General features: G+C 69.5%; 16 protein-coding genes. 4 read left to right on the top strand and 12 right to left on the bottom strand.

Features of this window, described 5'->3' with window-relative positions:
* The first annotated feature begins 62 nt into the window (after nt 1-62).
* The 4 genes from NM203_RS26935 to NM203_RS26950 all read left to right on the top strand — a co-directional run bounded on the left by NM203_RS26935 (nt 63) and on the right by NM203_RS26950 (nt 4,952).
* Nucleotides 63-1,064: a DUF4331 family protein gene (locus tag NM203_RS26935; protein WP_255063672.1), complete on the top strand. Its 1,002-nt coding sequence runs from the start codon at nt 63-65 to the stop codon at nt 1,062-1,064.
* A gap of 64 nt (nt 1,065-1,128) precedes the next feature.
* Entirely contained in the window at nt 1,129-2,121 is a 993-nt protein-coding gene (locus NM203_RS26940; RefSeq protein ID WP_303625295.1) for a class I SAM-dependent methyltransferase, read from the top strand.
* 20 nt (nt 2,122-2,141) lie between these two features.
* Nucleotides 2,142-3,533, top strand: a complete 1,392-nt coding sequence (locus tag NM203_RS26945) for a serine/threonine-protein kinase (RefSeq protein ID WP_255063674.1) — start codon at nt 2,142-2,144, stop codon at nt 3,531-3,533.
* A gap of 30 nt (nt 3,534-3,563) precedes the next feature.
* Nucleotides 3,564-4,952, top strand: a complete 1,389-nt coding sequence (locus NM203_RS26950) for a serine/threonine-protein kinase (protein WP_255063675.1) — start codon at nt 3,564-3,566, stop codon at nt 4,950-4,952.
* Between the two features lie 12 nt (nt 4,953-4,964).
* On the opposite strand, the gene NM203_RS26955 is transcribed toward NM203_RS26950, so the two are convergent.
* The 12 genes from NM203_RS26955 to pdxR form a co-directional block, all read right to left on the bottom strand.
* Nucleotides 4,965-5,837, bottom strand: coding sequence for an MBL fold metallo-hydrolase (locus tag NM203_RS26955; RefSeq protein ID WP_255063676.1), 873 nt, complete (start codon nt 5,835-5,837; stop codon nt 4,965-4,967).
* 1 nt (nt 5,838) lies between these two features.
* Entirely contained in the window at nt 5,839-9,042 is a 3,204-nt protein-coding gene (locus NM203_RS26960; RefSeq protein WP_308212855.1) for an arabinosyltransferase domain-containing protein, read from the bottom strand.
* Complete coding sequence (locus NM203_RS26965; RefSeq protein WP_255063677.1) at nt 9,039-12,293, bottom strand: arabinosyltransferase domain-containing protein; 3,255 nt, start codon at nt 12,291-12,293, stop codon at nt 9,039-9,041. Before NM203_RS26965 ends, NM203_RS26960 begins: the two co-directional genes overlap by 4 nt.
* A gap of 73 nt (nt 12,294-12,366) precedes the next feature.
* Complete coding sequence (locus NM203_RS26970; RefSeq protein WP_255063815.1) at nt 12,367-15,609, bottom strand: arabinosyltransferase domain-containing protein; 3,243 nt, start codon at nt 15,607-15,609, stop codon at nt 12,367-12,369.
* 49 nt (nt 15,610-15,658) lie between these two features.
* On the bottom strand, nt 15,659-17,521 hold the full coding sequence (locus NM203_RS26975) for a galactan 5-O-arabinofuranosyltransferase (protein WP_255063816.1): 1,863 nt from the start codon (nt 17,519-17,521) through the stop codon (nt 15,659-15,661).
* A gap of 38 nt (nt 17,522-17,559) precedes the next feature.
* Nucleotides 17,560-18,342: a decaprenylphospho-beta-D-erythro-pentofuranosid-2-ulose 2-reductase gene (locus NM203_RS26980; RefSeq protein ID WP_255063678.1), complete on the bottom strand. Its 783-nt coding sequence runs from the start codon at nt 18,340-18,342 to the stop codon at nt 17,560-17,562.
* The gene (locus NM203_RS26985) at nt 18,343-19,719 is read right to left on the bottom strand and encodes a decaprenylphosphoryl-beta-D-ribose oxidase (RefSeq protein WP_255063679.1); all 1,377 of its coding nucleotides are present in this window, start codon (nt 19,717-19,719) and stop codon (nt 18,343-18,345) included.
* Nucleotides 19,720-19,738: 19 nt separating this feature from the next.
* Nucleotides 19,739-20,197 carry a GtrA family protein gene (locus tag NM203_RS26990; RefSeq protein ID WP_308212856.1) on the bottom strand — a complete coding sequence of 153 codons (459 nt, stop codon included), beginning with the start codon at nt 20,195-20,197 and terminating at the stop codon, nt 19,739-19,741.
* Nucleotides 20,198-20,233: 36 nt separating this feature from the next.
* A complete protein-coding gene (locus NM203_RS26995; protein WP_255063680.1) occupies nt 20,234-20,632 on the bottom strand; it encodes a PAS domain-containing protein in 399 nt (132 codons plus the stop codon).
* 81 nt (nt 20,633-20,713) lie between these two features.
* Entirely contained in the window at nt 20,714-21,436 is a 723-nt protein-coding gene (locus NM203_RS27000; protein WP_255063681.1) for a GAF and ANTAR domain-containing protein, read from the bottom strand.
* A gap of 40 nt (nt 21,437-21,476) precedes the next feature.
* A complete protein-coding gene (locus tag NM203_RS27005) occupies nt 21,477-22,184 on the bottom strand; it encodes a GAF and ANTAR domain-containing protein (RefSeq protein ID WP_255063682.1) in 708 nt (235 codons plus the stop codon).
* A gap of 102 nt (nt 22,185-22,286) precedes the next feature.
* Nucleotides 22,287-23,708 carry a MocR-like pyridoxine biosynthesis transcription factor PdxR gene (gene pdxR / locus NM203_RS27010; RefSeq protein WP_255063683.1) on the bottom strand — a complete coding sequence of 474 codons (1,422 nt, stop codon included), beginning with the start codon at nt 23,706-23,708 and terminating at the stop codon, nt 22,287-22,289.
* Nucleotides 23,709-23,711 lie beyond the last annotated feature (3 nt).

Below are 23,711 nucleotides of genomic sequence, written 5' to 3' on the forward strand. Positions count from 1 at the left end.
AACCCGCGCTCAGCGCGGGTTTCGACACGCGAATCGCCACGCGGCTGGTTGAATTAACGCTTGTGTCAAACCACTTCACCGGGCTGAGTCTCGGACCACCGCTCGGCGATCAACGCCTCGATCTGTGCGACCTCTACGCGTTCGAATCGCCGGCGGATCGCAGCCGGACGGTGTTGATCCTCAACGCCAACCCGCAGGCCGACTTCCTGCACCCTGACGCGATCTACCGGCTGGCGGTGGACAACGACGGCGATCTGCGCGACGACATCGCGTTCAGCTTCGTGTTCTCCGAGCCGAGGGCCGGCCGCCAGACCGTCGACGTCTTTATGGCCGAGGGAGAGGAGGCCGAACAGGCGGAGGCCGTCGGGGCCAAGCTGTTCGACGCCGTCGAGGTGTCCTTCGGCCCGACGCCGAACATCCACACGTCGGGCGACGTCACGTTCTTCGCGGGTGCCCGCAGCGACGCGTTCTTCTTCGACTTCGACGGCGTCAAGGAACTGTTCGACACCTCGGGCGGACGCAACTTCACCGCACCGCACCTCGGTGACCGGTCGCCGTGGAAGGGCGTCGATTCGAACAGCGCCGCCAACGTGTGCTCGATGGTCGTCGAACTCCCCACGAGCGCCCTGGGGGCCGATCCCGACATCCGGATCTGGGGCCGCTGCAGCGTGCGTCGCGACGGCGAACTGCTGCACGTCGACCGGGCCGGTCATCCGTCGGTCAGCAGCTTCTTCAACACCGACGACACGAAGGAGGAGTACAACGCCTCCCTGCCGGTCCACGACCGGGAACGGTGGACCGACATGTTCGTGCATCTGATGGGCCACACCGGCGGTTACACGCGCGAGGAGGCCATCGCGGCGATCGACGTCGAGGGCACCCTGCCCGACATGCTGACCTACGACCCGGCCCTACCCGCAACCTATCCGAACGGCCGGGTGTTCACCGACGACGTCATCAACTATCGGCTGGCGTTCCTCACCAAGGGCGAGTGCCCACCGACCGGGCTGAGTCCGCATACCGACACTCTGGCGGAGTTCCCGTACCTCGGGACACCGCACTGACGGGTGCTCTGAACGGGCCGTCATCGGTTACCTTCGAGTCGTGACGTCCGCCGCGAGTGAGGGTCTGCTGCGGCGCGTGCACTGGCGGGCGGCCGCCTCCGGTCAACTCAGCCTGCCCGCGGTGCCCGGCATGCTCGACGAGTACGTCGCCATGTGCACAGGAGTCTTCGCCAATGTGGGCAGGCGCTTCAGCGACGACGAACTCGCCCACCTGCGCTCGGTGCTGGAAGGTGAACTGGCACAGGCGTTCGCGGGTTCCCCGCGGTCGCACGTGGTGGTGTCCTACACCGCGCCGATCGCGGGGGCGCTCGACTACCACGTGAAGCCCGAATGGTGGACCGTCGAGGGCGCATACGAGAACTGGGTCGCCACCCGGCAGCCTCCGCTGTTCGGTACCGAGCCCGACGCGCGCATCTGGACGCTGGCGCACGAGGCCGCGGAGCCGTCGGGGTGTCCGGTGCTCGACATCGGCGGTGGGACGGGGCGCAACGCGCTGGCGCTGGCGCGGCGCGGGCACCCGGTCGACGTGGTGGAGATGACCCCGAAGTTCGCCGAGCAGATTCGCACCGAGGCCACCGCGGGTGGGCTCGACGTCCGGGTGATTCAGCGCGACGTCTTCACGACCATCAACGACCTGCGCCGCGACTATCGGCTGATCCTGCTGTCGGAGGTGGTGTCGGACTTCCGGTCGACGCGGCAGCTGCGCGCGATCTTCGAACTGGCGACGCAGTGCCTGGACCCGGGTGGGCAGCTGGTGTTCAACGTGCACCTCGCCAGGAACGGCTACCTGCCCGACGACGCGGCGCGACAGTTCGGCCAGCAGGCCTACACGTCGATCTTCACCAGGGGCGAACTGCGGGCAGCCGCATCGGGCCTGCCGCTGCACCTCGTCGGCGACGACTCCGTGCACGACTACGAGCAGGCGCATCTCCCCGAGGGATCGTGGCCGCCCACCGGCTGGTACGCCAACTGGGTCAGCGGGCTCGACGTGTTCGCCGTGTCGCGGGAGGAGTCGCCGATCGAGATGCGCTGGCTGGTCTACCGGAAGCCGAGTTGATTGCTCTATAGGATGCGCGAATGCCGTTAGCCGAAGGTGAGGTGATCGCCGGGTACACCGTGGTGCGATCGCTGGGTGCCGGCGGCATGGGTGAGGTGTACCTGGTTCAGCATCCTCGGCTGCCGCGGCGCGACGCGCTCAAGGTGCTCGGCGAGGCGGTGTGTTCGGACGACGAGTACCGCGAGAGGTTCCATCGAGAGGCCGACATAGCGGGCGGCCTGTCGCACCCGCACATCGTGATGGTGCACGACCGCGGCGATGTCGACGGCCGGCTGTGGATCTCGATGGACTACGTCGAGGGAGCCGATGCGGGTCGGCTGCTCGAGCGGGATTACCCGAACGGCATGCCGCCCGATCTCGTGGTCCGTCTGGTCACCGCGGTCGCCGAAGCGCTCGACTACGCGCACAGCAGGGGGCTGACGCACCGCGATGTGAAACCGGCCAACGTGCTGATCGCCAACCCCGGAGCGGACAACGAGCGGATCATGTTGGCCGACTTCGGTATCGCCCGCCGCAGCGATGATACGAGCAACCTGACCGGCACGAACATGACCGTCGGCACGGTGTCGTACGCCGCGCCGGAGCAACTGACCGGCGAGGGCGTCGACGGCCGTGCCGATCAGTACGCGCTCGCCGCGTCGGCCTATCAGCTACTGACCGGCGCCCCGCCGTTCCAGCACTCCAATCCGGCCGTGGTCATCAGCGCGCACCTGACGGCCGTGCCTCCTCCGATCGGTACGAAACGGCCCGAACTGGACAGCATGGGGCCGGCCTTCGACAAGGCACTGGCCAAGACGCCCGACGAGCGGTTCACCCGGTGCGTCGACTTCGCCCGCGCACTGGCGCACAACGTCGACGCGGTGGGCTCCGCACCGGGTTCGGACGCGCACGCCACCGTCGCCGCCCGTGCGGCGGCGGCGCCGGAGTCAGGACCCAGGCACGCGCGCCCCGCGGGCCCGTCGCGCGCAGGACGCGGTCCCTGGCTGCGCGTCGGCGTCATCGCGGCGATCCTGGCACTGGTGGTCGCGGTCGTGCTGCTGTCGGTCGACGACGAACGTGAGCGCAGGGCGCAGGACGTGCCGAAGCCGTCGACCAACGTTCCGGTCGTCGTCGTGGGTGCCGACTGCGCGACCCTCGGGGGCGCGGGGGTGACGGAGTCGGGGGATCCGGCGTACTGCGCCCGGATGCCGTCGGCCAACCGGGATCTGTGGTCGCTGAGGGAGGGCGACATCCCGGCCCCGACGATGGCCGCCGCGGCGGGCGATCCCGTCTACGCGCCTGCGACGGAGACACCGGTGCTGGTCTGCATGGAGCAGACCGGAGCGGACCGCCTCGAGTGCCACGACGACATCCGCGCCGAGAACACGGATCCGGCGGCTAACGACACGTTGACGCCGACTCCCACACCCTGACAACCGACCCGGCGTCAGTAGGATTCGCCCATGCCGTTAGCCGAGGGGCAGGAGATCGCCGGGTACACGGTGCTTCGGTCCCTCGGTGCGGGCGGAATGGGTGAGGTGTACCTGGCTCAGCATCCGCGGCTGCCGCGTCAGGACGCGCTCAAGGTGCTGGCGACGGCGGTGTGCGCGGACAGCGAGTACCGCGAGCGGTTCAACCGCGAAGCCGACATCGCCGCGACGCTGTGGCACCCGCACATCGTCGAGGTGCACGACCGCGGCGACGTCGAGGGCCGGCTCTGGATCGCGATGGATTACGTCGACGGCACCGACGCCGGACAACTGCTCGCCGACGAGTACCCGGACGGGATGCCCGCCGAGCAGGTGGTGCGGCTCGTCACGGCCGTCGCGGAGGCCCTGGACTACGCGCACGGCAAGGGGCTGACCCACCGTGACGTGAAGCCCGCCAACATCCTGATCGCCGAACCCGGCACCTCGAATGAGCGAATTCTGCTGGCGGACTTCGGGATCGCGCGGCGAAGCGACGACACCAGCAATCTGACGGGCACGAACATGACGGTGGGCACCGTCATCTACGCCGCGCCGGAGCAGCTGTGCGGTGACACGGTGGACGGCCGCGCCGACCAGTACGCGCTGGCGGCCACGGCCTACCAGCTGCTGACGGGCGTGCCGCCGTTCCAGCACTCCAATCCGGCGGTGGTGATCAGCCAGCACCTCACCGCCGCGCCGCCGCCGATCGGTGACCGCAAACCCGAACTCGCCGGCCTCGGCCCGGTGTTCGAGAAGGCCCTCGCCAAGGTCCCCGACGAGCGCTTCGGCAAGTGCGTCGACTTCGCCCGCGCACTGGCGCACGGCGTGGGGGTCACGCCCGGATCCGGTGGCGGCGACGCGACGATGCTCGCGATGCCCGCGTCCGGTCCGCGGCACGCGCGGGCCCAGGCGGCCCGGCGCCGGCGGCCCGCAATCGTCGTCGTCGCCGTGGCGCTCGGCGTTCTCCTGCTCGCGCTCGGCTCGGTCATCGTGATCGACCGCTCGCGGCAGCGGGCGCAGGACGCCGACGCGCCGCGCCCGCCGACGACGTCCGCGGCGCCCACCACGACCGAGCCCGGCATCTCGCTGCCCGTGGTGGCGATCGGCGCGACGTGCGCGACCGAGGGTGCGGCGGGCATCACCGAGGATTACAAGCCCGCCTTCTGCAGCCGCCTGCCCGGCAACGGCGCCACCGTCTGGTCGCTCTATCCCGGCGAAGTCGCTTCTCCCACAATAACTCCCGGTCCCGACGACGAGGTGTATCCGCCGGAGACCGAGACCCCTGTGCTGGTCTGCATGGAACAGACCGGCCAGAGCCGGCTGGACTGCCACGACGACATCGTCTCGGGCAACGCGACCCCCGCGCCGACGCCGGCGTCGTGACGTGACGTGCGGTCAGATCGCGTCGATGTCGAGCCAGTCGTCGACGTCGAAGCGGTCGCCGCGGGCCACGATCGTCGCGCCGCCGCGGCCGGGGTAGTGCGCCGGGATCATCAGCGCGCGGGCCCGCGCGGCCTCGGTGAAGACGCGCTTGCGCGTGACGCCTGCGGCCGCCGCGTCGACGTCGAACGCGCAGGCGTCCGAGGGCCGCGGAATCTGGATGGGGCAGTGGGTCAGGTCGCCGACGAACACCGCGGGCCGGCCCGCCTCGAGCCACAGCACCGACGAGCCCGGCGAGTGTCCCGGTGCGGGGCGCAGCCGCAGCGACTCACTGAGTTGCAGGTCGCCGGACCACAGTTCCATCTGGTCCTCCACGGGTAACACGCTGTCGGAGAACACTATCGACGCCGCCTCGTCGTGGCCGGGGCCGTCGGGGGCGAAGTGGCGGTAGTCCGCCTCGGGCATCACGTAGCGCGCGTTGGGGAACGTCGGCACCCACTGTCCGTTCTCGAGCCGGGTGTTCCAGCCCACGTGGTCGGTGTGCAGATGGGTGTTGACCACGACGTCCACGTCGGCGGTGTCGAAGCCCGCCGCGGCGAAGTCATCGAGGAAGGTCGTCGACAGGTGGTCGAGCGGCGGCATGTGCGGGCGGTCGCGGTCGTTGCCGACGCCGGTGTCAACGACGACGGTCAGCCCGTCGACCTCGACGACCCACGTCTGCATCGCGATCCTCCAGAGGTCCGCGGGCCGGTTCCAGAAGTCGGGATCGAGCAGGCCGGCGTGCGCGACCCACGCGTCGGCGGGGGTGTCGAACAGCGCGGTGCGCATCTCGACCCTGGTTTCGACGACCCTGCGCAGCGTCGCTCGCCCCAACCGCACGGTGTCCATGTCAGGGCTCGATGCGGATGCGTCCGGGTGACCACAGCCCGCTGTGGGTGGCGCTGCCGAGTTCGAGCTCCGCGGGTTGCGCGTCGACGACCGTGTCGAAGCGTCGCAGCGAGCCCCAGTCCTGGCCCCAGTCGTGCGACAGGTAGGTGGACATGACGGACGCCCGCAGCAACACGTCGGTGATGCCCAGCAGGCCGCCCTCGAGGCCGTTCTGCCAGGTGTCGGTGCTCTGCAGCTTCGCGTTGTAGTCCGGCGAGATGCGGAACCTGGGGATCTGGGTGACGCCGTTGGCGTGCAGCATCGGCTGCTGGCAGGGGAACGCCAGCCCGACGGCCCAGTCCATCAGGACGGGCTGCTCGGAGCCGACGTACTCCTGCACGGTCCGCACCTCGGGGACGCGCGGTGGCGTGATGGCGAGCCAGTCGCCGACGCTCAGGGACAGATCCTCGGCGACCACTCGCACCGCGACCGCGTCGTCGGGGATCTCGGCGCGCGGATAGCGCAGATTGCGCCAGCTGGGCGTCGGTCCGACGTCGAACGGGGTGACCCGCCCGGCGGGTACCGGCGCGCCGTCCGGTCCCGGCCTCGCGTACTCGAGCTCGACCTTCTGGCCGGAGTCGACGCCGTCGGCGACGCTGAGGCCGGTGATGGTTCCGGACGCGGTGACGACGACGAGCGGGTGCCCGTCGTCCGCGGCCGGCAGCTCGTACCACGCGGAGGTGAGTCGGCTCTCCCGTTGCACGCCAGTCGAATACGTTCCGGCAACCGGCACCCTGGCGGGGTCGAGGCCGTACGGCAACGGCACGGTCGACCCGTTGATGCCGGGCTTGGGCAGGCGGATCGGCCGGTTCCAGTCGTAATCGGTGCCGGGCTGCGGGTTGTTCTGCCGAATCGCCTCGGCGATGATCCGGTCCGGAACCCCGTTGGGGGAGAAGCCCACCGAGCCGGAGCCGGCGAGCGGGCCCAGCGGTCCCCAGGACTGGCCGGGACCCGGCGGAAGGGCGGTGAGGAAGCCGGCGTTCGAATCGGGTTCGACGAGGACGTCGTCGGCCATCCCGCATCCGCCGACGAAGGCGCGCACGTTGGCCCAACCGTTGGAGTAGGTGGGGTACTGCCGCACCACGCCGATGGCCATGGACGCCACGAACACGACGACCATGAATCCGGCGGCGATCGGGATGGGCGCCGCGGTCAGCTTGTCGACCACCGCGGACTCGTGCCGGTTCGACAGATGCAGCCAGAACGCCCACAGGGCGGCGATGGCGAACAGCGCGAAGAGGACGGCACTGACGCTCACCCCGCCCAGCTGAGGTATCGAATTGTTGAACGGCGCACCGAAGTTCGAGACGTACCACCAGCCGTTGGTGGAGGCGAAGCAGAGCGCCAGCACGAACAGCACCAGTGAGAGGAACGCCATCCGGTTGCGCGCGGAGCGCAGCACGATCGGCGACATCAGCACGGTGGCCAGTGCCGCCATGGCCGCACCCACGGCGGCGAACAGGCCGAAGTGGTGAATCCACTTGGTGGGGGTGAACATCAGGAAGAAGATCGTCCCGAAGATGACGCCCATGAGTCGCCACGCGGGACCGCGGGCCACCCCGGCAACCCGCTTGCGGCGCAGCATCAGGAACAGCGACGGGAACAGGCACATCGCGGTGAACAGGAAGGCGACGCGGCGTGCGATCGCACCGTCGGTGGTGGGCAGGACCAGGTAGTAGTAGCGCAGGTTCTCGGTGAACCACTCCTGGCTGGGGCCGATGGCCGTGCGAATCCTGGTGGCCTCCAACACCGTTGCCAGCGTCTGATCGGCGAACACCACCGTCAGCACGATGGTCCCGGCGGCCAGCAGCGGCAGGATCAGCGGCCAGGTGCCGACGAGCCTGCGTCTGCGCGCCACGATGCGCAGAATCGGACGGCCGCCCGCGACGAGTGCGGCGACCGCGATGAGCCCGGTGGGTTGGATCCCGAGCGTGAAGGCGGCGGTGACGATGGCGAGTGCGGCGGGGGTCAGCCGGCCCGAGGTGATGGCCCGCTCGATCAGCACGTAGGTGATGAGTGCGCCGGTGGCGATCTGGCCCTCGGGGCGAAGGCCGTTGTTGAACGGCATCCACGCCGCCAGCAGCACCAGGCCGGCCGCCCACAGTGCGGGCCTGCTCGCCACCACGGCGGGCCCGAGGCGGGGCAGCACCTCACGGGAGAGCAGCAGCCAGCAGACCAGCGCGCAGATGAGGTCGGGCAGTCGGATCCAGATGCTGGCGTCGCTCACCCGAGTCATGAGTGCCAGCAGGTTGTAGTACCAGCCGAACGGGTCCTCGGGACTGCCGAACCAGCGGAAGTAGTTCGACATGTAGCCGGCGTGGTCGGCGACTCGGGCCATGCCGAGGATGTAGCCGTCGTCCGACGAGTTGGCCCCGATGACGTACCAGAGCGCGAAACCGCCGACCACGACGCCGTCGACGGGGCTCGCGGTGCGCCAGCGCGCCGGAATCAGCCGGTGCATGCGACGCCCGTCGAGGCGGTCCAGTCGCCACAGTGCCACCAGCGCAACCACTGTCGACACCATGGCCAGCAGCATCGCGGTCAGCTTGAGGGCGGTCGGGTGCGAGGTGAAGCGGGTGTCGATGGTCGCCGAGAACGACAGCCCCGGCGGTGCGGGGCCGGTCAGGTCGGTGAACACGCCGACGATGGCGGGCCGCAGGTTCGGGTCGGCGTAGCCGCTGCGCGTCGGTGAGCCGTCGGGCTTCTTCAGGCCCACGAAGTCGGCGAACGTGCCGTCCAGCGTCGAGGTGATGTCGATGCTCGAACACCCTGGGGCACTCCCGGCGCCGCCCGCGACGCGGTCGCGGCTGACGCTGGCGATCACGACGTTGCGCACGATCACGTCGACGCGCGTGGTCGTGACGTTCACCAGCATCGCGTTCAGCGCGGCGTCCCGACCCTCGGCCGGTGCGGTGCCCAGCACCAGGCCGCCCTTCGGCGGCAGCGTCCGGATCAGCTCGCACGGCACCGTCGCGGACAGGCTCACCGGGGACAGCGAGATCAACGGTGCCGTCACGTTGCTGAACTGCCCCTGCTGGGGCCAGTTCAGCGTCGCCGTCGTCTGGGTGACCGGCAGCAGCGGGGTCGCGACGGCCAGCACGAAGCCGAGCAGGCCGGCGATCGCCGCTACCCAGCGGGTGATTCTGGTGTCGTTCTCTGCGTTCACTCGAGTGCCCTGATCGGTCCGCGGCGGGTCCAGCCGAACACTTGGGTCGAACCCTCCTCGATGGCGGCGTTGGGGGCGTCCTCGCTCGGCACCACCGGGGTGTAGCGCTCGATCGACCCCCAGTCGCGGTACCAGTCGTTGCGCAGGTAGGTCGGGATGGCCGTCGTCCGCAGCAGCGACTGGATGAACAGGAACGGCCCGCCGTCGGCGGCGGACTGCCACTGGCCCGACGAGATGACCATCTGCTTGAAGTTCGGCAGGATCCGGTACTCCGGCAGTTCGGCGACGCCGAGGTGCTCGGAGAACGGCCGCTGGCACGGGAAGTTGGCCGCGGTGGCGATGTCCATCAGCACGGGGGTCTGGCTGCCCATCAGGTCCTGGGCCGTCTCCAGCACCGGGACCCGCGGCGGGGTGAACCCGAACCACTGGTCGCTCGACAGGTTCGGATCGTCGGCGACGATCCGCGCGACGTTGGCCTCAGGGGGCGCCGTGGCCAGCGGGAACCGAAGGTTGCGCCAGGCCCGCTGCCAGAACACGTCGATCGGTTGCACCTCGTTGAGGGCCTGGTACGACCCGTCGGGCCTGCGCACGCCCCACTGCAGCTTGAGCGACTGGCCGTACTTGAACGCGCCGTCCTCCTCGTAGTACCAGATCGCGCCGACGGCCGCGACGCTGACGATCGGCCGGTCGGGGGTCCGCGGCGGCAGCTGGTACCAGGCCGAGGTCGCCTTGGCGGCTTGGGTGTTCTCGTCGTAGCTGCCCATCACCGGGGTGCGGGCCGGGTCGAGGCCGAAGGGCAGGAACACGCGCGAGCCGTTGACGCCCTCGGGCCCGTAGCCGCCGCCGGTGCCCGCCGCGTACCCGACGCCGATGTTCGGCTTGTCGACCGGGCCGTCGGAGTTCGGGGTGCCGGGGTTGCCCGCGATGGGTTCCGGCGGCTCGAGGGTGTCGCTGACTCCGTTCGGGGTGAAGCCCACGGGATCCTCGCCGCCCAGCGGCCCGTACCGGCCGAACCGCTGACCCGGAACCGGTTGCAGCATCCCGGCATTGGGGTCGGTCTCGACCAGAACGTCGTCGGCCATGGCGCAGCTGTCGCCTCCCAGCCCGGAGACGATCGCGTCGGCGTTGGCCTTCGCGGTGGTGTACGCGGGGTAGCGGCCCACGGCTCCCTTCGCCAACGAACCGACCTCGAGCACCACCATGATGATCGCGACGACGAGCAACGGCGTGGACGCCAGCGCTCGGTTGCGTCCGGTGTCGGCGACCTCGGTGTGTCCGGCGTAGTCCATCCGGAAGTGCAGCCAACCCGCGAGCAGACCGCAGGCGATGGCCAGCACCAGGAACAGCGTGGTGACGGGCTGACCGGCGATGACCGGTTGCTTGTCGAACCACGGCACCCCGTAGTTGCCGACGTAGAACCAGCCGTTGAGCCCCGACGTCGCCCACGCCAGCACGAACAGCAGGGCCGTCACGTACAGCGCGAGGTTGCGTCGGCTGTGCAGTCCGACCCTGGCGAACGCGAACGCGGTGACGCCGCCGAGTGCGCCCGCCAGGCCGGCGAACACGCCGAACTGCACGGCCCACTTCGTGGGGGTGAACGTCAGGAGCAGCAGGCCGATCGCGGTGGTTCCGGTGAGCCGCCACACCGGTCCGCTGACCGTGCCGGGCACGCCGGTGCGGCGCAGCAGCACCATGAGCAGACCGAACAGGCTGAGCAGCAGGATCAGCACTGCGAAGCGGCGGGTCAGCGTCCCGTCCTGGCTGTCCTCGACGGTCAGGAAGTAGTAGCGCAGGAACTCCTGGTACCAGGGGATCGTCGGCCCGACGGAGTACTTGATGCGGACCGACTCGGCGACGGTGGCAAGGGTCTGGTCGCGGAACACGACGACGAAGATCAGCGAGGCAGCGGCGGCCAGCGGGATCAGCTGGGCGGGCAGTCCGTCGTTGGGTCGCCGCGCCGCGACGATGCGCGTGACCGCCCGCGCGCCGATCAGCAACGGCGCCACGGCCACCAGGCCCTGCGGGGCGAGCGTCACGCAGAACACGGCGATCACGATCGCCAGCGCCGCCGGCAACAGCCGCCGCGTGCCGATGGCCGCCTCCATCAGCACCCACACGGCCACCACGCCGAACGCGATGAGCGGTTCGGGCCGCAGGCCGTTGTTGAACGGCAGCCACGCGGCGACGAACACCGCGCCGGCGGTCAGGACGGCCACCCGGTTCCGGTTCAGCTTGCGGCCGAGTCGGGGTAGTACGCAGCGGGACAGCAGCAGCCACGTTCCGATGGCGGCGAGGGTGGCGGGCAGTCGCAGCCAGACCCCCGCGGTGCTGATCGACGCCAGGTGGGCGAGCACCGACTGGTACCAGTCGAACGGCGCCTCGGACGCACCGAAGTAGCGGTAGTAGTTCGTGACGTACCCGGCTTCGCCGGACACCCTGGCGATGGTGGTGTTGTAGCCGTCGTCCGACGTCGTCGCGCCGATCACGTGCCACAGCAGCAGCGTGCCGATGACCGCGCCGTCGGTGAACCAGGTGGTGAACCCCGCCCGCAGGAAGCGCCGCCACCACGCGCCGGGTAGCCGCCTGCCCGACCGTCGATCGAGCGCCGCGAGCGCGACCATCGAGCCGAGGGTTGCGAGCACACCGAGGGCCATCAGCGCGGTCTTGAGGATCGTCGGCGACGTGATGAATCGGGTGTCGACGTCGATACGCGCCGACAGGCCCGGCTGGGCGGGCACGCGCAGATCGGTGAAAACTCCCGCCACCTGGGGCTTGTTCTCGATGGGGGCGCTACCGGTGGCGCCGGGGATGCCGACGAAGTCAGCACCCACCGCGCCGGGGTTCGCCCAGATGTTCAGCGTGCTGCACGCTCCGGACGCGACGGCCGCTCGCGGGGCGCCGACTGCCACGGAGTCGCGGAACGCCACGAACACGACGTCCTCGGTGGCGCGGACGACGAGTCCGTTGCGCGATGCGTCGATGCCGCCCTCGGGGATCGTCGCGAACACCAGGCCGCCCGCCGCGGGCAGGCTCGCGACCGCGCGGCAGGGAATCGACACGTCCAGCGCCAACGGCGCCCCGGACACCAGCGGCGCCGTGACGTCGGTGACGTTGCCGTCGGCGTTGGTGCCCTGCGGCCACAGGATGGTGGCGGTGGTCTGCTTCACCGGCAGCAGCGGCGTCAACGCGCAGAGGACAAGCCCGACGAGGCCCGCGACGATCGCGATGAGTCGAATGGTCCGTGCGGGCACGAGGGACAAGAGTATGCGACGTGGATGTGTGCTCTGCGGAGCCACACCTAGCAGGGCCGCAGCGGCGGCGCCCCTAGGAAGGCCGCAGCGGCGCCGGGCTCCACAGCCCGCTGCGCGTCGCAGTCCCCAGATCCAGCCGGGCGGTTTCCGCGTTCGGGTACCACGGCGTCAGGCGCTGCAGCGAGCCCCAGTCCCGGAACCAGTCGTTGTTGAGATAGGTCGGCACCGGGATCGCTCGCACCAACAGCTCGGTGATGCCGAGCGGTCCGCCGCCGAGGTAGTCCATCACCGGCGAGTTGGCCTCGGCGCCGAAGCGGTCCGGCAGGATGCGCCACTTCGGCACCTCGGCGACGCCGTTCTGGTGACCGAAGGGGCGCTGGCAGGGGAACGCCAGGCCGACGAGCCAGTCCAGCAGCACGGGATCCTGCGAGCCGACGACATCCTGCAGCGTCTGCAGCACGGGGATTCGAGGCGGCGTGACGGCGATCCAGTGTTGCGGCGAGAGGTCGTCGTCGCTGGCGACGATGCGGACCAGGGTCGCCTCGTCGGGGATCGCGGCCATGGGGGCGCGCAGGTTGCGCCACGCCGGTGCCGCGCCGACGTCGGCGAATCCGATGCCGCCACCGGGGGTGTTGCTCGCCGCCTGGTCGTCGGTGGCCCACTGCACGACGACCTCGCCCGGATCGAACCGGCCCGCCGCGGAGACCACCAGCAGCGGTCCCTCGACGTCGTCGCGGTCCGGCAACCGGTACCACGCCGAACGCAGCACCGCGGGGCGCTGAGTGCCTGCTCGCCAGCTGCCCATCACCGGTGTCGTCGCCGGGTTCAGCCCGTAGGGCAGCCGCGCGCGGGAGCCGTTGACACCGGCGGCCGCGGTGGTGCCGCCCTCCGTGCCGGGCTCGCTTCCGGTGACGACCGACCCGTCCGAATCCGCGAAGTTGCCGCTGCCCTGCGGCTCCATCACGGGATCGGCGGAGATGTCGGCGGGAATTCCGTTGGCGTCGAAGCCTTCCGAGGTGACCGCACCGAGTGCCTCGCCCACCGGAACGGCGCCCGCGGGCCGCAGCAAGCCGGCGTTGGTGTCCTGCTCGACCATGACGTCGTTAGCCAGGCCGCACGTCTTACCGGTGAGCGCCTCGAGGTTCGACCTGCCGACGGTCCAGCCGGGGTACTGACCGATCATCGCGACGGTCAGGGAGAACACCTCGAACAGCACGACGGCCCAGATCGACACGGCCAATGGAGCCTGGGCGATGCCGGACCATCGGCGCGGTTTCGACGGCGGCGAATCGCCGCGTCCGGAGAAGTGCAGCCACGCGGCGACCAGCAGGGCGACCACCGACAACCCGAGCAGGATGGTGGTGAAGCCGAACTTCCACTCGGGCATCGCATTCGCCCACGGCACACCGAAATTCGAGACGTACCACCAGCCGTTGACGGTGGCGAACGACAGCGCCGTCATGAACAGGACGGCGGCGGTGAAGACGGTCCGGTTGCGCCGCGACTTCATCGCCGAGGAGGCGACGGCGACGGCGGCCAGCGCGCCGAGTGAGCCCGCGAGTCCGGCGTAGACGCCGAAGTGGTGCGTCCACTTGGTCGGGGTGAACATCATCGCGAGGAACGAGATGATCGTGATGCCGATGATGCGGCGGCTGGGACCGAGTGCGGTGCCGGGGATCCGGCCCTTGCGCAGTGTCATGGCCACCGAAACCGCAAGTGCGATGAGCAGGGTCAGCACGGCGAACCGGCGGGCGACCGAGCCGTCCGGGCTGGTGGTGAACAGGCGTTCGTAGCGGATGTGTTCGTCGAACCAGGCCAGGCTCGGACCGACCATCGATTTGAACGTGCTGGCCTGGATCTCGGCGGCCATGGTCTGGTCGCGGAAGATCAGGAAGATGGTGACGGTGCCCGCCGCGAGGATGGGTGCCAGCAGGGCCAGGTAGCCGAAGCGCGAAACATGAGCGGCGACAATGGTTTTCAACGGTCCGATGGCGACCAGCAGGGCTCCGACGGCGGCGATGCCGGTCGGCCCGGAGAACAGGGTGAGCGCGCCGATGATGATCGCGACGGCGACCGGCAGCAGCCGGCTGGTGGCGACACCGCGCTCGACCGAGCACCACGTCAGCAGGATGCCGAGCGCGATGATGGGTTCGGGACGCAGGCCGTTGTTGAGCGGCAGCCAGAAGGCCAGGAACATGCCGGCGGCGGTCCAGGTCGCGGCCCGGCTGGACTTCACGGCGTGGCCCAGGCGCGGGATCACCTCGCGGCTGATGATCCACCAGCACGCCAGACCCATGAGCAGCGTCGGCAGCCGCATCCACACGCTGGCCGTGCTCACGTGCGCCCACATCGCGAGCAGGTCGTAGTACCAGCCGAACGGCGCCTCGGGGGTGCCGAACCAGCGGTAGTAGTTGGCCATGTACCCGGCGTTCTCCGACACCCTGGCCATGGTCAGGATGTAGCCGTCGTCGGAGGTGTTGGCGCCGACGAAGTGCCACCACACCATCAGCACGGTGACCACGCCGTCCAGCGGCGTCAGCGACCACCACCGCCGTGGCAGGAAGCGCCGGTGCCTCATCCCGTCGGCGATGTCGAGCCGGTGCAGCGCGATCAGCGAGACGACCGTCAGCAGCACGCCGACGACCATCGCCAGCGTCTTCGCCGATGTCGGTGACGTGCTGTAGCGGGAGTCGATGGTGGCGCGGAACTCCAGACCCGGCGGTGCGGGTCCGGACAGGTCGGTGAAGACGCCGACGATCTGTGGCCGGAAGTCGTAGCCGCTGCGCTCGCCGCGCAGCGGAGCACCGGGGTCGGCCTCTCCTGTCGTGTCCGGGCCCGCCTGCAACCCGACGAACTCGCCCGTGACCCTGTCGGCGTGCGCGGTGAACGTCAGCCGCTCGCAGGCCGGGCTGAGCACCTGGTCCAGCGGCGCGCTGACCACCGGGGTGTTGCGGACGATCACCAGCAGGTCGTTACCGACCCGCTCGATCAGCAGGCCGCGGTCGATGGCCTTCGGGGCCTGCTTCGGCACGGTCGACAGCAGCACGTTCTGCTGCCCCCGCAGGTCGGCGGCGGTCCGGCACGGAATCGAGACGGTGAGCTCCGTCGGCACGTAGCCGATCAGCGGGGCGTCGACGCTCTGCAGGACGCCGTTCTGCGGCCAGTTCAGCTCGGCGGTGGTCTGCGTGACGGGCAGGAACGGGGTGGCCAGCGCGAGGGTGGCGCCGACGAGTCCGGCGATGATGGCGACGAGTCGCACGGTCCGGTGGTTAGCCCCGTGATCCATCCCCCGTCGCTGCGCTCGCCAGGGGATCATCCCCCGTCGCTGCGCTCGCCCAGACGCGGCGCCCTGTCCTTCCACGTCGCTAGATGTTAGTGGTGCGGATCGCGACGACGAACGGACCGATGTCCGACACCGACCACTGCGGATCGTCGAACAGGGCCGAATCGAGCGTCACCTGATAGCGGCGGACGTTCGGTTGGTTGGGATAGACGTCCTGTGCGAGCCGCAGGGTGTAGGTGTCGTTGGCGCCGTGGCGCATCACGAAAACGGTCGGCGGGGCCCACGGCAGCGCGTCCAGCGCAGCGGCGAACTCACCCGGCTCGGTCAGCGTCGCCCAGCTCTCGATGGCCCGCGAGCGCTCGTCGAACTGCGCGAGCGGATTCGCGTAGTGCGAGGTCAGCCCCTGGAAACCCCAGTAGGGGTAGAAGGCGAGGAAGCCGTAGTCGGCGGTCATCACCACGGTCTGGTTCGGGGGTCTGCCGGTGGTTTCGCGGATCTTGGCGTCGACCTCGGCGTAGTAGCGCTCCGCGCCGGGAGGGCGGCGGTCGGCACGCTGGCCGTACCCGTCGGTGTCGGTGTAGGCGACCGCGATGTCGGGCCGGATGGTGTCGGGGATGTCCTGGGCGAACGTCAGCCCGCCGATGACGCCGATGGCCGCCGCCGCCGCGACGATTCGCCGCGACTGTGTGTGGAAGCGGGTCGCGAACGCCTGCGTGGCGGCGATGAACCCGAATGCGCCGGCCGCGCTCAGCAGCACCGTGAGCGTGGGCTGCAGGCGGAAGGACAGCAGCGTCGTGCCCACCAGCGTCGTCACCATCGACAGCAGCGACCACGCGTACACCGACAGCACGGCGATCGCCAGCGCGCCCGCCCGGACGGATGAGCGCGCGTAGACCACTAGCCACACCGTGCCGACCATGCACAGCGCGCCGAGAAGGGTGAAGTCCAGCATCGGGAAGGTCAGTTGGGCACCGGCTTCGGGCAGATAGTGCTGGGCGGTGCCGGCGTCGGCCGGCGACCCCTTCGCCGCGGCGATCAGATACGGCCCCCAGCCGATCAGGGCCAGCGCTCCGGACAGGGCGGCGATCACCACGAGGCGGAGCACCGGCGCCCACGTGCGCCCGGCGATGGCGGCCAGCAGTCCCATGATCGCGATCGCGAACGCGGCGAATCCGAACAGCAGCGTGTAGAACAGCGCCGCACCGCCGAGGAAGAGGCCGACGGCTACCACCGCGCCCCACCCGCTGTGCCGATTCCCCGAGTCGCTGCGCTCCTGCCCGCCTGCGCGAGCCTTGCCCCGCAGCCCCGACCACGCCAGCACGAACACCGGCGGCAGCAGAATCGTGATGACCGCGGCGTACGGCTCGGCGGGCGAGTACGCCAGCATGGTGGCCACAGTGGTGGTCGTGACCACCAGCGCGAACTCGAAGCGGATCAGATGCAACCACAGCACCAGCGCGACGGCGACCGCGGCGGTGATCGAGATGATCGACCACGGCTTGAACATCTCCCAGGCGGGCGTGCCGGTGAACGCGGCGAGCCGGCCGCCCAGCCAGAACCAGCCGGGCGGGTAGAACGGCGGCAGCCCCTGATAGGTCATGTCCTGGGGGGCGGCGGTATCGGCGAGCCGGGTCAGGTACTCGGTGCGGAACTGCTGGTCGACGGAGACGCCGAACAGGTACAGCTTGGTGGCGCCCAGCGGCATGGCCAGGGTCGCAGAAGAAAAGGCCGAGAGGAACAGCACCGCGGTCGCCCTGGCCACCCACCGCCTGCCGCGCCGCCACAGCAGGCCCGCGGCGAAAACACCTGCGAGGCAGACGAACTGGCCGACCGTAGTCAGCGCGTACAGCTGATTGGACGAGTTGAAGGCGGGCCAGTCGACGCGCGCGATCGCCGTCAGCGACACCACCGCGACGACGACGGCGATGAGCACGGCGGCCAGCATGTGGCCGAGGACCGTGAGAGCTTGGCGCACGCCGAACCTTAGATCGGCAGCTTGCGGAAGATCGGCCTCGGGATGTGCCGCAGGACCATCATCACGTAGCGAAACGGGCCGGGCGCCCAGACCAGATCCTTGCCCTTCGCCGACGCGGTCACCGCGAGCTCGGCGACGTACTCCTTGTCGACGGTGAACGGCGCCTCCTTCGTGCCGGTCGCCTTCCAGTGCGCGATCGTCGTCGAGGTCCGCACCTGGCCGGGACGGATGACGAGGACGCGAACGCCGAACTCGCGCAGCGCTTCTCCGAGACCGAGATAGAAGCCGTCGAGGCCGGCCTTGGTCGAGCCGTAGACGAAGTTCGACCGGCGGACCCGCTCGCCTGCGGCCGAGCTCATCGCGATGATGCGGCCCGATCCCTGTGCCCGCATCTTCTCGCCGAGCAGCACACCGACCGAAACCGCTGCGGTGTAGTTGATCTCGGCGATCTGAACCGCCTTGCGTTGGTTCTGCCAGAGTTCCTCGGCGTCGCCGAGCAGACCGAACGCGACGACGGCCACGTCGACGTCGCCACCGGCCCAGGCCTTGTCGATGACGGCGGGGTGGTCCGCGCTCTTCACGCCGTCGAAGTCGATCCACTCGACCGACCTCGCGCCCGCCGCCGTCATCGCGGCGATGGCGTCGGCCTTGCGCGGATGGTCCGGCAGATCGGCGAGGATCACGCGGGCGGCTGCGTTGCGCAGGTAGCGTTCGCCGATCGCCAGCGCGATCTCGGATGTCCCGCCGAGCAGCAGGATGGCCTGCGGATTACCAACGGCGTCAAAGACCATTTAGAGCAACTCCAGACGTCGGGCCATATCCGAGGCGAAGACGCCGTCGGGATCGACCTTGCGGCGCACCGAGATCCATTCGTCGATGCGGGGGTACATGGCGTGGAACGTGGCGGCGGTGGTGCGGTTGTCCTTGGCGGTGTACAGCCTGCCGCCGAACTCGAGCACCCGCTTGTCCAGTCCGTTGAGGAACTCGTTGAGGCCGGGCCGGATCGGGAAGTCCACGCAGACGTTCCAGCCGGGGATCGGGAAGCTCAGCGGTGCTTGGTTTCCGGGGCCGAAGAGCTTGAACACGTTGAGGAACGACACGTGCCCGCTGGCTTGGATGTCGACGAGGATGCGCTTGAACTCGTCGACCGCCTCGACGGGTACGACGAACTGGTACTGCGCGAATCCGTCTGAGCCGTAGGCGCGATTCCACTCGCCGACCATGTCGAGCGGATGGTAGAACTGCGTCAGGTTCTGGGCTTTGCCTCGATAGGTCTTGCCCATCTTGTACCAGAGTTCGGTCATCGGGCCGAAGGTGAACTTGTTGGCCAAGCCGTTGGGGAAGATGTCGGGCGCCGTGAAGAACTGTGGCGCATCGAATTTCAGCGGATCCTTCGCCAGCTTCTCCGGCAGCTGGTCGAGGGTGGCCAGCGACCCGCGGGAGATGACGGCGCGGCCCAGCTTCGGCGGTGCGCTCATCGCGTCGAACCAGCCCGACGAGTAGGTGTAGTTGGATTCGGTGCCGTCGCTGTGGAACGCGATGGTCTCGTCGAGGCTCGCGGTGACGTCGCCGTCGGCGATGAAGTAGGCGGTCTCGGTGGGCGTCATCGCGATCTTCGCGCGCAGGATGATGCCGGTCAGCCCGTTGCCGCCGACGGTCGCCCAGAACAGCTCGGACTCCTCGCCTTCAGGCGTCAGAGTGCGGACGTCACCGGAGGCCAGCAGCAGGTCCATCGACAGCACGTGGTTGCCGAAGCTGCCCGCGCTGTGGTGGTTCTTCCCGTGGATGTCGCACGCGATGGCGCCGCCGATCGTGACCTGCCGGGTGCCGGGCAGCACCGGCACCCACAGGCCCAGCGGCAGCGCGGCGCGCATCAACTGGTCGAGGTTGACGCCGGCGTCCACGTCGACGATGTGGCTGTCGCGGTCCATCGAGTGGATCTTGTTCAGCGCGGGCATGTCGATGACGAGGCCGCCGCCGTTCTGCGCGTTGTCGCCGTAGGACCGGCCGAGGCCGCGGGCGAGAACACCCCTGCCGCCGCGTCCTTGCTGTGCGGCCTGCGCGACGGCGTCGACGATGTCGCCGGCATCCGGAGTGGAGAGCACCGTGGCGACGGACGGCGCGGTGCGCGCCCAACCCATCAGGCGCTTCTGGGTGGTCGTGAACATCGTGACGAGGGTACCGCCCTCAGGAGAGGCTTCCGTCCTCCCCGAGTCGCTTCGCTCCTGCCCACCGGAAGATCACCGCGCGCTGCACCACGAAGTTGATGACGGTGGCGGTGCCCTGTGCGATGACGAAGGCCACCACCACGCCCAGTGCCGAGTAGTCGAAGATCCGCAGGAACAGGTGGTTGAGGCCGACCTGCACGACGAACGTGGTGATGTAGAGCGCCCACACCGCAGCGAGCCGCTTGCCGCTCGGCGGAGCCTGGAACGTCCACCGCCGATTCAGCAGGTACGCCGTCGTCGTTCCCGCGACCCAGCCGAGGGTCTTCGCGAGGTCGGGTTGCATGCCCGCGAGCTTGTACAGCAGCACGTAGAGGCCGAAGTCGACGACGGCCGACAGTCCGCCGGTGACCACGAACCGGAACACCTGGGTGCCCAGGCTGAGGTTCGCGGGTTCGGGTGGTTCGGGCGGCACTGTCACGACAGCGCAGCTTACGGCGCTGCGCTCGGGACTCCGCTACCCCCAGATCCACTCCGTCAGATCGATGATGCTGATCAGCAGCACGGGGTCGGTGGAGCGCACCAGCAGCGGCGGTGACACCCTGGTCTGCACCGCGTAGTTCTCGGTGTGATTCCACGAGATCGACGCCGACTTGGTCCTGAGTCGTTCAACGCATTCAGCGGGGGCTGCCACTCCGAAGTCGGTGAGCAGTTCCGGCAGGGGCTGCCTGGCGACCGTCGCGCCGTCGATGTAGCCGAGCATGTCCGCGCAGGCCTGGTTGGCGTAGATGATGTCGCCGTGCAGGGCAACCGCCAGCATCGCGATCGGCAGGCGGTCCAGCAGCTTCAATGCCGGAAGTTCGTGAAGGTAATCGATCAGGTCTGTCGGTGCGGCGGTCTGACGTCGGTCGTGCATTGGTTCGCTCCCGGAAGACGGCAAGTGGATACCCGACGTCACCAAGGGTTCGGAGCAACGGTCTCTGAGATAGTAGCGGCGTTAACTGTTCGGCGACGAGGTTCGGCCGTACCTCTCGATGACGGCGCGGGCAGCGTCGCTGAGGTGTTGATTGTTGTCTCTTGCGATCTTCCGCAGCCGCGCGTAGGCCTGCGCCATGTCGAGGCCCAATCGCTCCGCGAGCACACCTTTAGCCTGCTCGACGATGATTCTGCTGTTGAGCGCGGTCTGGAGCTGTCCGTTCAGCTCGGCTCCCCGCATGATCACCCGCTGCTGCAGGATGCCGATCGTCGCGACGTCGGCGAGGGCCTGCGCGACTACGACGTCCGAGTCCGGTAGCAGGCCCGGCTCAGTGCGAAACAGATTCAGTGCTCCGATGCGCTCGGTGCGCAGCCGGAGTGGGATCGCGAAGACGGCGCCGAACCCCTCGGCGAGTGCGCCATCGGCGAACGCGGGCCACCGGTCGCGTCCGACAGCCAGATCTTCGACGAACACCTGGCGCCCCGTGCGAAAGGCCTCGAGACACGGGCCGGCATCGGACTGAAGTTGTAGCAGGTCGAGTATTCGTGCCTGCTCGCTGGTGGAGGCCAGCACCTGCAGACCGCCGTGCGGATCTGAGAGGAGGAGTCCCGCCGAGTCGGTGGCCAGCAGCGATACGCAGTCGTCGACCATCTGCTGGGTCAGATCGACGACGTCGTAATCGTCGACCAGGGTGTCCGCAAGTGCGACGAACGTCTGCACCAGGGCAGCTTCGCGACCGTCCATGGGATCTTCTCTTTTCCCGTCGTCATTCGTTGTCATCGGGTCAGCTCTCGTTGTCGGAGTCGAAGCGGAGGCGCCGATCGATGACGGCGCGGGCGACCTCGTGCAGCGGCCGGTCCGTCGCGAAGGCGTGTGCTCGCAATCTGAGGTAGGCGATCCGAGGCGAAACGGACAGCTGAGCGACCACCATGCCGGTGGCCTGGTGGATTTCGACGGATGACGGCGACGGTGCCCACCAAGCCTCGCCCCCGGGGGGGTCGCCGTCAACCGGTTCGCTGCGCGTCAACAGGATCGTCGTGACGATGTCCGCGACCGCGACCACGTCGGCGACCTCGGCGCGTTCCAGTGGAACGGGTTCGTTGCGGGACAGTTCGAGGACGCCGACGGAGATCGCGCCGATCAGGAGCGGGAAGGCGAACAGTGCGCCGCGTGCGTAGCCGTCCAGTGCGGTGACGAATCCCGGCCAGCGATCGAACTCGGCCGACACATCCCCTACCAGGACGGGCACGCAGTGGGCCAGCGCGTCGAACGCCGGGCCCTCACCGGCCAGGATCTGCTGGGCCTGAAGTCGCGTCGCGGTCTCGTCCGACGCGCCCAGCGGTTCCCACGTCGACGACGGTGCGCTGACGCCGATCGCGGCGGAGTCGACGGGCAGCACCGCCACGCAGCAGACCGATACGGCGTCGGCGGTCAGCGAGCCGTCGGGGTACCCGGCGAGTGCCGCCATGAACTTGCCGGAGATCGCGCTCACGTGCGATCACATCGGTCGTTGTGCACGCAATTCATCTGCGTCCCGTCGGTAGCCCCTGATTACACGACGCGGGGTGGTCCGGGCGCGGTGCTGGGTTCCAGCCTACGGCCGTGCCAATCCGCTGGTACGCAGTACCTCGCAGAGCGCGTCCACCGCGCGGCCGAACGCGTGCTCGGCGGGTGCGGCGAAGCCGATGATAACGCCGTCCTGCTCGGGCACCTCCTGGCCTGCGGCGGGGTGTCGCATCAGTGCGAGGCCGGACAGTGCGATGCCCGCCCCGCCGGCCCGCCGCAACACCTCGGGCTCGGCCCCGTCGGGCAGCGTCAGCAGCATGTTGACGCCCGCGGCCAACCCGCTGATGCCCACCGCGAAGGGGGACAGCGCGGCGGCGAGGGCGTCACGGCGGCGGCGGTAGCGGGTGCGCATGCGCCGGACGTGCTTGTCGTACTGCCCGCTGGAGATGAAGTCGGCCAACGTCAGCTGGGTGAGGGCGTCGACGAAGTACTGCTGGCCACCCGCGGCGGCGATCACGGGGTCGACGAGGTGGTCGGGCAGGACCATCCACCCCAGCCGCATCGCCTGGGCCATGCTCTTGCTCGTCGAGCCGAGGTAGGCGACACGGTCCGGGCACAGTCCCTGCAGTGCGCCGATCGGTTGGCGGTCGTAGCGGAACTCACCGTCGTAGTCGTCATCGAGGACGTAACCCCCTGTGCGCCTAGCCCATTCGATGGCTGAGGTGCGCCTGCTGGCGTGCAGGGGCATGCCGAGCGGGCTGTGGTGTGCCGGTGTCAGCAGCGCCGCCGAGACCTCGAGGGTGTCGAGTTCGGCGGTCTTCGCGCCGAGGTCGTCGACGCCGATCGGCACCGTGGGGACGTTCATCGCGGCGAGAGCATCGCGGAAGACGAACAGCGAGTAGGCCTCCACCGCGACGGCGCCTCTCCTGCCGAGTACCTGCGCCAGGAGCTGCACCCCGTGCCGGACACCCGCGCAGATCACGATCGAGTCCGGTGAGGTGCGCACCCCGCGGACCCTCCCGAGGTACTCGGTGAGCGCCTCCCGGAGCTCGATGCGGCCGCGCGGATCGCCCATGCGAAACGCGTCGGTGGGGGCGTTCTGCAGGGCGCGTCGGCTCGACGCCAGCCAGGCGCTGCGGGGGAACTCCGCGACGTCCGGCGAACCCGGCATGAGGTTATGGATCGGGGTGCCGGGGGTTCGCCTCGGCCGCGGCGGTAGTGAGGTCGTCACCGCGCCGACGACCCAGGTGCCCGCCCCCTGGCGCGACGCCAGCCAGCCTTCCGCGACGAGTTCGGCGTAGGCCTCGGCGACGGTGTTGCGGGCCAAGCCGAGATCGGTGGCGAGTGACCGGGACGGCGGAAGCATGCCGCCCTCTGCGAGCCGGCCGGAGCGGACGGCGTCCCGCAGCGCGTTGATCAGCAGTTCCCGCGCCCCGCGGGCGCCGGGGGTGATGGCGGTGCGCAGGTCGAGGTGCAGGTCGCGGGCGCCGGAATTGGCCCATGAAGTCACTGT

Source organism: Mycolicibacterium arenosum, from assembly GCF_024320865.1.
Lineage (GTDB): Bacteria > Actinomycetota > Actinomycetes > Mycobacteriales > Mycobacteriaceae > Mycobacterium > Mycobacterium arenosum.